Genomic DNA, 10,391 nt, shown 5'->3' on the forward strand with positions numbered 1-10,391 from the left:
CAGTAGAATTTCTTGTAGCAACTCGCTTGACCGTCAAAAAGCTCCGCTGCACCACAAAGGCTTAAAATCGCACAGAGAAACGGCCCTAAAGAGGCGCAAATGCCTCAGAAGCCTATTTTGCGGCTGCAGGTCAGCGCTTTAACCTGGCATTGAATGCGCGGCGCGGAGCAGACGATATTGCCATCCGCAACCGTGCAAACCGAGCATCCATCCGTGAAATCGATACAGGATGGATTGTCTCTTACGAACTCAATCATGTTCGCAGGATTTTCGGACGCCTTGTCATCCGCCGTCGCGGCCTGAGCGGGAAAAACAAATCCCGGCAATCCAAATAAAACAAGAAAAAAGAAAACTCTTACCGGAAACCCGTCAACCAGCAATTTCGCAAGCATTTACAATCGCTCCTTCGAAGAGAATTGCAACCTTCATTGCTCCCCGGCATTGAAGGGAGATATGGCGCTTTGGAGGCGCACGGCCGGCTGACGAGACGATCCTATGAAGCGATCCTGGGGACGAAATGAATAAACCTTGTATCACGCTTAAAAAAATCGTCTTTTCCTGCTTGACGTTCACATTATAAGAACCACGGCAATATTAATTGCACGAAAAATCTGAAGGGATGATCTCCATGATGGAAGATTTTATCGGCACCTATGGAAACAATCTCATCGTCGCCGTCGTCGGTGTCGGTCTAGCCCTGCTTGTTCTGGCAATTGTTCTCTGGATACTGCGCAGGCGCGGCGGGGCGGCCCCGTTTATCCGTGGCGGTCGCAACCGGCAGCCGCGCTTGCAGGTTCTCGATGCGACGGCGGTGGACGCCAGGCGCCGTCTGGTGCTGGTGCGCCGAGACAATGTCGAGCATCTTGTCATGATAGGCGGTCCAACCGATATCGTCATCGAGAGTGGTATCGGCGCGATCCCAATCGTCAGGGAAGTGCGCGAACCGCAGGAAGCGGAACTCAAGGCGCTGCCGCGTCAGGACAGCGAACCTAAAAGGGCTGAACCGCCGATCCCTCGCGAAAGCCGCCCAGCTTTGCCACAGCAGCCAATCGCAGCGACATCTCCAGCCTCCTTGCCGGAAGAACCCGTAAAGCAGCCGCAGCGGCCGGAACCGCCCGCCCCGGCTGCTCGTCCAGCACCCACCCCTGCACCGGCCGCATCTCTGCCACCACGTCCGTCTACGCCGCCGCAACCGGTATCCACGCCCATGACGGCACGCGAGCCCGTTGCACCGATAAGACCTGCCGCCCCGGAAAGGGATGCTACCCGTCCTGCGCCACCACCGGCATCGGTCATTGCGGCACCGGCCGCCGCTGTTCTGCCTCTCGCCGCCGCATCACTCGACATGCCCGCCGAGCGACCGGAACAGCGCCGCCCTGATCCCTTCGCGCCAGCTCCTCTACCCTCGGCGCCGCCCGCACCGCCTGTCCAGGCAACGGTTCCTGAAGAACGGCCGACGGTCGTTGCCCCGCCGGTTTTTGCCGCGCGCGAACCGGTCATCGACCAAACGAATGCCGCAGATTTTCTGGATGCCGCGCGCGAACGCGTTCTACCCGGCCTGAAACCGGGGCAAGATGCGCCTGCGCCCTTTGCGCCAAAGCCCGAAAATCCGCCCGTCGTCTCCGCTAACGCCGAGCCGAAATTTTCCGATGACCTTACCAGCGATTTCGAGAGCTTTCTTGAGGCGGAGATCGCCAAGAGCAAGGATGCCGATAGCGAACAGGCAGTCGCCGCTGCTGCGGAAAAGCCAAAAACCGAACCCGTCTCGCCGCCTGTTACCGGTGCAACGCCGGATGGCGACATGCAGAAGGAAATGGCGCGTATTTTCGGCGAACTTTCCGTTACCCGCGACCGCTGACAGGTTCACATCTGTCGGCGGACAGACATTCAAAACAAAAAAAGGGCGCGGAAACAAATCCGTGCCCTTTGTCATTTTGGTTCTGTTCATTGGCCGGCTCGCCGAAGCGCCCGGAACAACGCTGGCTTTATTCGTCGCGGTAGACTTTTTCACGACGCTCGTGACGTTCCTGCGCCTCGATGGACAGGGTCGCTATCGGTCGTGCGTCGAGGCGCTTGAGGCCAATAGGCTCACCCGTTTCTTCACAGTAACCGTAAGTGCCGTCATCAATCCGCTGAAGGGCAGAGTCGATCTTGGAGATCAACTTGCGCTGGCGGTCACGGGCGCGAAGTTCGATCGCCCGGTCAGTTTCCGAAGATGCCCGATCGGCTAGGTCGGGATGGTTGGCGCTTTCTTCGGCGAGATGTCCGAGGGTCTCGCGCGCTTCTCTCAGGATGTCGTTTCTCCAGGCCACCAGCTTCGCGCGGAAGTAGGCACGCTGGTTTGCATTCATGAACTCGTCGTCTTCCGAGAGCACATATTTGCTAAGATCGATCTTCTCACTCAACGCGATTCTCCTCGAAGAACATCTCAATGCGGCGGTGTATACTCCAATGATATAGGCTGATTCAAGTCTACAGATCAGTTTTCAGGCATTTTTAAAACTGACACAAAAATCATCTAAATGACTAATTTTTATCCTTTATTCGTATTCAAGCGATGTCTTCTTAAATCACTTAAACGCGACTTACCAACAGGAAAGAGGACTTGCGGTCATGCAACCCTATCCTGTAGCATTCCTCCATTGCCTCCCATTCGAACGTCGGTCCCCGCCCTTGACAGCATCTTCTCCGAGCCGAGTGTATCTTTTGCGCCACGCCAAGGCCGCCTGGGCGGCACCGGGAGAACGCGATTTCGACCGGGGATTGAACGAGGCCGGTTTTGCCGAGGCGGAGATCATCGCCGACCTTGCCGCAGACCGGCGCTACCGCCCGGACGTGCTCTTGTCTTCCACGGCCACGCGCTGCCGGCAGACCACGCAGGCCTGGCAGCGGGCCTTCAACGAGGGCATCGACATCGTCTATATCGACGAAATGTACAATGCGCGCAGCGAAACCTATCTTTCTCTCATCGCCGCGCAAACGGACGCACAGTCCGTGATGCTGGTCGGGCACAACCCCACAATGGAGGCGACGCTGGAGGCGATGATAGGCGAGGACCTGCTGCATGCCGCCCTGCCCTCCGGTTTTCCGACATCCGGTCTTGCGGTTCTCGATCACGACGACAGTGCCGGGAATGGTAAAAATCGCTGGCGGCTGGTCGATTTTCTGTCGCCCGGAAAATAGCAGCAGCAGCGTGCGACCAATGCGTTGCCGAAGCCGGACCCGTTGAAAATCCATTGGCGCGCTTCTTTTTTGGGCAACCGCCCCTTCCTATATTGCAGCTGTGACCGTGAAAAATAGCTGGGAAACTGCCATTGCCGCCTTCTCTTACGTCCCTGACAGACAGTGCGCTCATCGCATTCGATAATCTGGCCGACCGTGCGAGCACCCTTACACATCCGACATTGCGGCTTGGCGTCACCGGTCTTTCGCGGGCGGGCAAGACGGTTTTCATCTCCTCGCTCGTCCACAATCTTCTGAATGGCGGTCGTCTGCCGCTGTTTGAGGCCATGCGTTCCGGGCGCGTCTCGAATGTGCGTCTGGAGCCGCAACCGGACGATGCCATTCCCCGGTTTCAGTATGAGGACCATATTCAGGCTCTGGTACGCGACAGGCTCTGGCCGGATTCGACACGGGCAATCTCTGAATTGCGGATCACGCTCGACTACCAGAGCGCCAGCGGTTGGGGCCGTTGGTTTTCCGCGGGCAAGCTGTCCATCGATATCGTCGATTATCCCGGCGAATGGCTGCTCGACCTGCCGCTGCTTTCGCAGGACTACAAGAGCTTCAGCGACAGCACCGTCGCGCTGGCGCAAAATGGCATCCGCGCCGAACTCGCGCAGGAATGGTTGGCAATAGCCTCCTCGCTCGACATCAATGCGCCCGCCGACGAGATGACGGCGCGACGCCTCGCGGAAAGCTTCGCCGCCTATCTGAAAGCCTGCAAATCCGACGAGCGGTCGCTCTCCACCTTGCCGCCGGGCCGTCTGCTGATGCCGGGGGATCTCGAAGGATCACCGGCGCTGACCTTTGCGCCCCTGCCGGGCCTGACAGACGACAAGGCACCAAAGGGGTCGCTGCGCGCCATGATGGAGCGGCGCTACGACGCCTACAAGGCAATCGTGGTGAAACCCTTCTTCCGCGAACATTTCGCCCGCCTCGACCGGCAGATCGTGCTGATCGACACTCTTCAGGCGGTCAATCGCGGCCCGGAGGCGGTGCAGGATCTGGAACGGGCGCTGGGCGATGTTCTCGCCTGTTTCCGCCCTGGCACCAACAGTCTTTTGTCATCGCTGCTAGGCCGGCGCATCGACAAGGTTTTGATTGCCGCTACCAAGGCCGACCACCTGCATCATGAAAGCCACGACCGGCTGGAACGGCTAACCCGCCGTCTGGTGGACCGCGCCATCACCACCATCGGCATGAATGGTGCCGGTATCGAGGTCATGGCACTGGCTTCCGTGCGCGCTACGCGGGAAGCAAGCGTGAGACAGGACGGCCACGAGCTTCCGGTCATCGTCGGCACACCGATGGCGGGTGAAACCATCAACGGCGAGATATTTGACGGCAACCGTAAAACGGCGATCTTTCCCGGCGACCTGCCCGAAGACCCGGAGCCGCTTTTCCGCAGCATCGACAGGGATGGCGACAAGGCGACGTTGCCGGACGTCAATGTCGTGCGTTTCCGCCCCCCCAATATCGATGAACCGGGCAGCGGCGGCATCCGGCTTTCCGTTCCCCACATAAGGCTCGACCGCGCCATGCAGTTCCTGTTTGGAGACAAGCTCGCATGAAGGCTCCCACACCAAACGATCCGCAGGCACGCCGCCCGGCGGCTTTCACGCTCGAAACCGAAGAAACGGCAAGCCCAACCGTCGCGCAAAAACGCGCACCGCGCAGCTTCGACACCGACATTTCCCTGACGCCCGATGAGGATGATCCATTTTTAGCACCTGAAGAGACGGATGCCGCCGCATTGCCGGTGGCCGTGCCGAAGAAAAGCCGCTTCTCCTTCGGCAAGCTCGCGCTTGGTGCACTCGGCGTGCTGTTCTCGCTGGCCTTCGGGCTCTGGGCGGATCAGCTTATCCGCAATCTCTTTTCCCGCTCCGACTGGCTGGGTTACACGGCGAGCATTGCGCTCCTTGTTGCGCTTTTTGCCGTCCTCGTTCTGGTCGGACGAGAAGTGTTCGGCATCATGCGGCTGAACGCCGTCCAATCGCTGAAAGCCGATGCGGAGACGGCCAGCCTCGACAAGAGCCCGAAACCCGCCCGCGCCATCGTTACCCGCCTCAATGCAGTTCTCTCCCACCGCGCCGAAACGGCCAAGGGGCGCGCCGCACTCAAGGACACCGAAAACGACGTGATCGACGGGCCGCATCTGATCGAGCTTGCCGAACGCGAATTGCTGGTGCCGCTCGACCGGCAGGCGCGCGCGCTGATCCTCAACTCCTCCAAACGCGTCTCCGTCGTTACCGCCGTCAGCCCACGCGCCGTGGTCGATCTCGCCTATGTGCTGTTCGAGGTGACAAGGCTGGTGCGCGCCATGGCGGAACTTTACGGCGGCCGGCCGGGCACGCTCGGCATGCTCAGGCTTTTGCGTGACGTCGTCGCCCATCTCGCGGTCACAGGTTCGATCGCCGTCGGTGATGGGCTTGCCCAGCAGGTTCTCGGTCACGGGCTTGCCTCAAAACTCTCCGCACGCCTGGGTGAAGGTGTCATCAACGGTCTGATGACGGCGCGAATCGGCATTGCGGCGATGGATCTGTGCCGCCCGCTACCCTTCAAGGCGGTAAAGCGACCCGGCATAGGTGATTTCATGTCTGACCTCACGCCCGATCTTGGTGGCGGAAAAACCGGTCAAAAAGCCTGATCAGCCGGACTTGTACGGCTCAAAAGGTTACGGTCGAAGCTGTAAATAGAGCCGAAATAAACCAAGCATTAACCATTCCGCCGGTAGATTGCCGCTTATCGAACAGGCTTCTTCGCCGGGGAAAGTATCATGTATTCGCGCTTCTTTTCGCTTGTGGGCGGACTTGCCGCCATATTGTCCGTCAGCGGCAGCTTCGGCCTGTCTGACGTCCATGCCGCATCGCGCGATCGCGACGACGTGTTTTTCCGTTCCGTTGCCGGAAGCTGGAAAGGTCCGGGCGAAATCGTCGCCGGCAAGTACAAGGGTACCAAGTTCACCTGCGACCTGATGGGCGAGCCACTCGACGACAAGCAGACGGGCATCAAGCTCGCCGGCACCTGCCGCGTCGGCGTCTTCAGCCAGCCCATGTCCGCGGTCATCAGCCAAAAGGGCGGCTCTTACGAGGGCAAGTTCCTCGACGGCGCCGAAGGCAAGGGACTGGACATCATTTCCGGGCAGGTCAGCGGTGACAAGGTCGTTGTGGGCATCAATCGCGCCAAGCTCAACGGTGCCATGGTCGCCCGCGTCTCGAACGACAATTCGATGAACATCACCATTTCCGTCAAGGTCGCCGACCAGATGATCCCGGTTATCGGCGTCACACTCGCGCGCGACATCGACCAGATCGCCGTCGGTTCGATCAAGCCGTAAAACCCGCGACCTTTTCAGCCATCGCCAAGCGGGAGTGTCCACCACTCCCGTTTTTCGTTTGCGCTGATGATGCCGGTTTTATCCGCCTGCCGCAGCCATTCCCGCACGGGCTTGCCCCGGACTTCGAGATCGGGTGCGATATCGGCTAGCGGCATCAGCACGAAAGCACGCTCCGTCATGCGCGGATGCGGCACTTCAATGCTTTCCGTAACGACAACATCATTACCATAGGTCAGTACGTCGATATCGATGGTGCGCGGCCCCCAGCGCTCCGTTCTGACCCGTTTCATGCCCTTTTCGATATCGAGGCACAATTGCAGCAGCGCGGGTGCTGAAAGCGAGGTTTCGACCAGCGCACAGCAATTGAAAAAATCCGCCTGGTCCGTCTTACCCCAGGGCGGCGTGCGATAAAGCCCGGAGACAAACAGCACCCGGCAATCGCCGTGCGCATCCAATTCGCGCAAGGCTCTGGCCATTGCAGCCGCAGGGTCACCGATATTCCCGCCAAGGCCTAGTGCGGCAACTGTCATCCTGTCAGGCACGGTGTTCAACACTCACCTGCGCATAGTCGAGAATGCCGGGAACCGGCGCAGAGGGCTTGCGAACCGTGATACGCAGCCAGACAATCTGCGGATAACGCGCGCGCAGGGCCTTGGCGATATCGTTCGCGAGGGCCTCGATCAGGTAACGGCGCTGGCCGACGACGATCTTTTCGATAACGGCGAAGGCGACGCCATAATCGACGGTATTTTCGATATCGTCGGTTTCGAGCGCATTACCCGCTTCAACCTCCATCTCGGCATCGACGAAAAAGCGCTGGCCCAGCACCTCCTCCTGCTCGAGAAGGCCATGACGGGCGAAAAAGGAACAGTTTTTCAGAATAATGGTGTAGCGGCTCATCGCATCGCCTCCATGGCGGGGTTATACCGGAATAGCCGGCCTCTTTTAAGGCATGCGGCACTCCGGCATCTATTGATCTATGCATCGGGCCTTGCCGACGCTTTGGCAAGAACCGCGTCGGCAATTGCCAGCGCATCGCGTGTTACGGCGACATTGTGCACGCGAAAAATCGCGGCACCCGCCAGCCTGAGGATCACTGTCGTCGCTGCTGTTCCGATATCGCGTTCGTGGGCCGCATCCCTGCCCGTCAGCGACCCGATGAACCGCTTGCGCGACGTCCCGGCCAGAACAGGCAGGTCAAACGCGGCAAGTTCGCCAAAGCGCGCCATCAGCTCGACATTTTCACGCTCGTCCTTGGCAAAACCGAAACCGGGATCGAGCACGATGGCGTCGCGGGCAATTCCCGCAGCTTCCGCCATCTCAAGCGAACGATTGAGGAATTCGAACTGATCCTCGATAACATCGGCGCGCTTCTGCCTGTCGCGCCCGGTATGCATGATGCAGACACCCGCGCGCGTGGCGGCAACCACGCCCGCCATGTTCCCGTCCTTCTGCAGGCCGAAAACATCGTTGACGATATGGGCGCCCGCCTCGATCGCCAGCCTTGCCGTGGATGCGCGGTAGGTGTCGACGGAAATCAGAACATCCGTCTCGCGACGAACCCGTTCGATAACCGGCAGCACGCGATCCTGTTCCTCACCCTCGGTCACCTCGGCCGCGCCCGGGCGGGTGGATTCGCCGCCGATATCGATGATATCCGCCCCCTCCTCAACACAGGTCAGGGCATGGGAAAAAGCCGCATCAACGGCAAGATAACGGCCGCCATCCGAAAAGGAATCGGGCGTCGCATTGACGATGGCCATAATACGGCCACGTCCATCAAGTTTCAGGGAGCGACCATGGGCCGCTTGCCACACATTGCTGCCGGCTGTTATCACGTAACACGCGCCTTTCGGGAATAACGGAGTGTTATGCCAATTCTTATAAGTTCCGCTCCGCCTATGCAGCAAACGTTTTTCAAGTTCAACCGGAAGGCCGGGTTATGACCATATCTTCACGTGCTCTTTGCGCCGTTTTCGCTGGCGCATTAGCCCTTTCCATGCCCGGATCGGCCTTTTCCGAAACCATCGTCAGCAAGACCTATTCCTATTTTTCGATCAGCGGTAAAACCGCCGCTGACCTCGACAAGCAGCTTTCCAAGCATGGCCCGCTGACGCGCAACACCGGCGCACGCCATCCCGGTGCCACCGAGATCAAATTCGGCGGCGAACTCACCTATGTCGAGAAAAACGGCATGTGCAGCGTTGGAAGCACCAAGGTGTTGCTGAACACCCGTATTCTCCTGCCGCAATGGAAAAACCGCCGCCGCACCACGGCGGAACTGGCCTTCATCTGGGATACGTTGCTTGCAGATATCAAGCGCCACGAGGAACGGCACGCGGAAATCGCCCGCACCCATGCCCGCTCGCTCGAAAGGCAACTGACGGCGCTTCGTCCGCAAAAAGACTGTGAAACGCTACAGGCAATGGTCGGCAAGATAACCCAGACCGTCATGGACGAGCACGACAAGGATCAGTTGAGGTTCGATATCGTGGAATCGAAAAACTTCGACGCGCGCATGACCCGGCTTTTGAAGAACCGGATCGAACAGGGCCAGAACCGGCGCTGAGCCGCCTTTCCGCCCATACTCTCCTGGACGCGAAACGCAACGCTAACATGACGTTACGTCATGTTCGATATCACCCGTGACTTCTCGTCATGGTGCGGTCGACGAGACTCATTGTAGCTTGTTCACATGGTTTTTAACGGTGGTGATCCGCAGGGGTCCGGCGTTCGAAACCACCTCCGGTTCTCCCGGTGCGCACTTGAGGCTCGCAGGTGTTTCCTCCCTCGCTTGCATGCTGCGTACCCGCCTCGCCCCGCTCCCCGCTAACAGGTGAGCGGGGCTTTTTCTGTGGCATATAATTCGGCTTGCCGTCAGCCCTGACGTTCGGGAACGTGAACGACTAGGCCGTCAAGCTCGTCCTTCATCTTGATCTGACAGGAAAGACGCGAGGTCGGGCGTACTTCGAAGGCGAAGTCCAGCATGTCCTCTTCCATCGGCTCGGGTCCGCCGACGCGCTCCGCCCATGCGTCATCCACATAGACATGACAGGTCGCACAGGCACAGGCGCCGCCGCATTCCGCATCGATGCCGGGTATGGAGTTGCGCACGGCATTCTCCATGACGGTGGAACCGTTGCTTACGTCGAGTTCATGGGGCGTGCCGTCAAAGGCAACAATGGTCAGTTTTGTCATGCCGGAGATCCAAAATGGTGTCTAAGAACTGTTCTAAACAAACACATAGAAAGGCCGGTTCGCCTTGGCAACCCGCTTCTCGCAGGCGCCAAGGGCAACCGGCCCTGTAAAACAGACTGGATTCGCCTTAACGGCAGAGCTTGAGGATGAAATTTTCCGCTTCGACAATCGCTGCCGCAAGTCTGGCTACGGCCGCGCTATCGTTGCCCTTGTCCTCCACTGCCGCCGCCGCCGTGGAAACGGTGGAGGCACCAACCGCCTGCGCGGCCCCCTTCAGACGATGAGCAGTTGCCTTGACGGTCTTGTCGTCAGCGCCGGCCATTTCATGCAGAGCAGCACGGGCGTTACGGCTGAAGAGTTGCAGCACCTCGATTTCAAGTTCCTTGTCGCCCATCGTCTGGCGGGCGAGATGTTCGAAATCGATTGGTCTTGTCGCGGCGGCCGGCGCACCACCAAAATTATCCGGAGCTTCGAAAGCAATACTGACGGCTGCCATATCTGAAATTCCTTTGTCTCGCCGTTTCCTGTTTCGTGTCACATCTGTGTCGTATTTACGCATTGAAGCCGGTGCTATCAGCTTAAATTACGGCGTGACGCGGGCGAAAATCTTCTGCTATGGTTAATTTATGTTAAA

Annotated in this window: 13 protein-coding genes; 6 read left to right on the forward strand and 7 right to left on the reverse strand. The window is 59.0% G+C overall.

Going from position 1 to position 10,391, the window contains the following annotated elements:
- Positions 1–104 precede the first annotated feature (104 nt).
- The gene (locus ACQZ45_RS02350; RefSeq protein WP_113291496.1) at positions 105–392 is read right to left on the reverse strand and encodes a hypothetical protein; all 288 of its coding nucleotides are present in this window, start codon (positions 390–392) and stop codon (positions 105–107) included.
- Positions 393–619: 227 nt separating this feature from the next.
- On the opposite strand from ACQZ45_RS02350, the gene ACQZ45_RS02355 reads away from it, so the two are divergent.
- On the forward strand, positions 620–1,858 hold the full coding sequence (locus ACQZ45_RS02355) for a flagellar biosynthetic protein FliO (protein WP_162693173.1): 1,239 nt from the start codon (positions 620–622) through the stop codon (positions 1,856–1,858).
- A gap of 127 nt (positions 1,859–1,985) precedes the next feature.
- On the opposite strand, the gene dksA is transcribed toward ACQZ45_RS02355, so the two are convergent.
- Positions 1,986–2,405 carry an RNA polymerase-binding protein DksA gene (gene dksA / locus ACQZ45_RS02360; protein ID WP_003512796.1) on the reverse strand — a complete coding sequence of 140 codons (420 nt, stop codon included), beginning with the start codon at positions 2,403–2,405 and terminating at the stop codon, positions 1,986–1,988.
- Between the two features lie 268 nt (positions 2,406–2,673).
- Here dksA and ACQZ45_RS02365 point away from each other — a divergent pair, with 268 nt between their 5' ends.
- The 4 genes from ACQZ45_RS02365 (at position 2,674) to ACQZ45_RS02380 (ending at position 6,559) form a co-directional block, all read left to right on the forward strand.
- On the forward strand, positions 2,674–3,183 hold the full coding sequence (locus ACQZ45_RS02365) for a SixA phosphatase family protein (protein ID WP_035198195.1): 510 nt from the start codon (positions 2,674–2,676) through the stop codon (positions 3,181–3,183).
- Positions 3,184–3,314: 131 nt separating this feature from the next.
- Positions 3,315–4,793 (forward strand): YcjX family GTP-binding protein, encoded by a 1,479-nt coding sequence (locus ACQZ45_RS02370; RefSeq protein WP_097171856.1) that lies wholly within the window; start codon positions 3,315–3,317, stop codon positions 4,791–4,793.
- Positions 4,790–5,869, forward strand: a complete 1,080-nt coding sequence (locus ACQZ45_RS02375) for a YcjF family protein (protein WP_113291494.1) — start codon at positions 4,790–4,792, stop codon at positions 5,867–5,869. Before ACQZ45_RS02370 ends, ACQZ45_RS02375 begins: the two co-directional genes overlap by 4 nt.
- Positions 5,870–5,998: 129 nt before the next feature.
- Complete coding sequence (locus tag ACQZ45_RS02380) at positions 5,999–6,559, forward strand: hypothetical protein (RefSeq protein WP_113291493.1); 561 nt, start codon at positions 5,999–6,001, stop codon at positions 6,557–6,559.
- A 14-nt stretch (positions 6,560–6,573) separates the two neighbouring features.
- Here the strand turns inward: ACQZ45_RS02380 and folK are convergent, their stop codons facing one another.
- The 3 genes from folK to folP form a co-directional block, all read right to left on the reverse strand.
- Positions 6,574–7,089, reverse strand: coding sequence for a 2-amino-4-hydroxy-6-hydroxymethyldihydropteridine diphosphokinase (folK, locus tag ACQZ45_RS02385; RefSeq protein WP_113291492.1), 516 nt, complete (start codon positions 7,087–7,089; stop codon positions 6,574–6,576).
- Between the two features lie 4 nt (positions 7,090–7,093).
- Positions 7,094–7,459: a dihydroneopterin aldolase gene (gene folB / locus ACQZ45_RS02390; protein ID WP_013636000.1), complete on the reverse strand. Its 366-nt coding sequence runs from the start codon at positions 7,457–7,459 to the stop codon at positions 7,094–7,096.
- Positions 7,460–7,536: 77 nt separating this feature from the next.
- Positions 7,537–8,322, reverse strand: coding sequence for a dihydropteroate synthase (folP, locus tag ACQZ45_RS02395; protein WP_113291491.1), 786 nt, complete (start codon positions 8,320–8,322; stop codon positions 7,537–7,539).
- Positions 8,323–8,501: 179 nt separating this feature from the next.
- Between folP and ACQZ45_RS02400 the strand changes: the two genes are divergently transcribed.
- Positions 8,502–9,128, forward strand: a complete 627-nt coding sequence (locus ACQZ45_RS02400) for a DUF922 domain-containing Zn-dependent protease (RefSeq protein WP_003512784.1) — start codon at positions 8,502–8,504, stop codon at positions 9,126–9,128.
- Between the two features lie 308 nt (positions 9,129–9,436).
- On the opposite strand, the gene ACQZ45_RS02405 is transcribed toward ACQZ45_RS02400, so the two are convergent.
- Positions 9,437–9,757, reverse strand: coding sequence for a 2Fe-2S iron-sulfur cluster-binding protein (locus tag ACQZ45_RS02405; RefSeq protein ID WP_003512782.1), 321 nt, complete (start codon positions 9,755–9,757; stop codon positions 9,437–9,439).
- A gap of 127 nt (positions 9,758–9,884) precedes the next feature.
- Positions 9,885–10,253 (reverse strand): Hpt domain-containing protein, encoded by a 369-nt coding sequence (locus ACQZ45_RS02410; protein ID WP_003512780.1) that lies wholly within the window; start codon positions 10,251–10,253, stop codon positions 9,885–9,887.
- Between the last annotated feature and the right edge of the window lie 138 nt (positions 10,254–10,391).

Source organism: Agrobacterium sp. 16-2014-1-2a (genome assembly GCF_053522705.1).